Genomic DNA, 1,583 nt, shown 5'->3' with positions numbered 1-1,583 from the left:
CCGTGAAGTATGGGCAACCGCGATTTACATGGCATTGTTATTTTTGAGCACAGCCTTGTTATTACTCAAAAATAAAGCGAATAGTGCATTATTAGTTCTCAGCGCTATTGCGGGCTTGGTGTATATGTATGCCATGTCGGCGCTGTACGCAAACACGCTCTTTAACTTGTGGGGTGGTTTATTTACTTACGCCAGTTTCTTTGGGGCAGTGTTATTGGTTGGCGGTGTGATTGCGGCTTCATTGCTAGTGGGTGGCCTGCGTTCTTTGGGTAAAGAGGATCAACTTAAGCGAGTGGTAAAAGCTTCATTAGGTGTGGGTGTAGTGGGGATATTATTGATGTTACTCGGTGCATTGTCATTACTGAGCAATATCGGTGAGCCAATTTATATGGGCATGACCCCGCGTGAATTGCCTGAAGGATTACTTAGCCTGAGTATTGCCCGTGTGGCGTTAATCGCAGTAGGCGTTCTGTTTGTTGGTCGTTTGTTGTGCCAAAAATCAAGCCAATCAACGAATGCAACATTAGTCATGTCATTTGCTGTGTTATGTATTTTTGCTAGTGAAGCTGTGGGGCGCGTCGTATTTTTCTCTCTCGGAGGTTAATTTTAACTCCTGAGTTATTTGAAATCCGAAGGTAACCCCTTCGGATTTTTATTTATGGCTTTAGCCAGTTTAAGTCGCGTTAGCGTCTTAAACATAAAACCACCTGCTTTGCGGGTGGAGTCAAAGGGTTATACCAAGAAAAACACCTTTCCGTTACGATATAGATGTTCAAGCTAATATTCGTAACTTAAATAAGGAAAGGTGTTTATGGGCATTAAAGCACAAAGCTCAGCGCATACAAAGTGGCTGTGTAAATACCATATCGTCTTTTCGCCGAAATTCAGACGGAAAGTGATTTTTAATAATATTCGTTCAAGTGTGGGTGAGATATTACGAGACCTTTGTAAGTATAAAGGTGTTGAAATAATCGAAGGGCATCTGATGCCAGATCATGTTCATATGCTAGTCAGTATTCCCCCAAAGTTAAGTGTTTCAAGCTTTATGGGGTATTTGAAGGGTAAAAGTTCGTTGATGATCTTTGATAGACATGCGAATTTAAAATATAAATTTGGCAATAGAAAGTTTTGGTCAGAAGGCTACTATGTAAGTACGGTAGGGTTAAATGAAGCAACAATTCAGAAGTATATCAGAGAGCAAGAAAAGTCAGATTTAATGTCAGATAAACTGAGTACGAAAGAGCATATAGACCCCTTCAAGGGGTAAGACAAAGTAGCAAAGACACTTAGCTTGAACGAAGAGAAAGCAGCGTCATTTAGGCGCAGTCGGTAATAAGCCCTTATAGGGCTAGAGCAAACCACCCGCTATGCGGGTGGTTATGATTTTTATAAAACAATATATTGTCTCCTCTTTTTTTGAAAGACGCTCTTTGTCGGGTGAGCTATAAATACCACTCACTTTTATTATTAAGACAAGGAATGTAGATGAGTCTTTCTTTAATTGGCCACCAATTACACAATGGTATACGCAATAATAGGGCTGAGATTGCTTCAGGTCTGGTCATGCTTCCTGTATATGTAGG

At 40.6% G+C, this 1,583-nt stretch carries 2 protein-coding genes; both read left to right on the top strand.

Annotation, left to right across the window (positions count from 1 at the left end; all coding sequences use genetic code 11):
• Positions 1–604 (top strand): DmsC/YnfH family molybdoenzyme membrane anchor subunit (locus tag AB0I41_RS35150; RefSeq protein WP_357115790.1); only part of this gene is annotated, 604 nt, incomplete at its 5' end.
• Positions 605–811: 207 nt separating this feature from the next.
• Positions 812–1,267 (top strand): IS200/IS605 family transposase, encoded by a 456-nt coding sequence (tnpA, locus tag AB0I41_RS35145; protein ID WP_272680812.1) that lies wholly within the window; start codon positions 812–814, stop codon positions 1,265–1,267.
• Positions 1,268–1,583: the final 316 nt, after the last annotated feature.

Origin of the sequence: Micromonospora sp. NPDC050200 (assembly GCF_040656135.1) — a bacterium.
Lineage (GTDB): Bacteria > Actinomycetota > Actinomycetes > Mycobacteriales > Micromonosporaceae > Micromonospora.
Note: the sequence above shows the minus strand (reverse complement) of the source record. Positions and strands in the feature narration are given on the sequence as shown.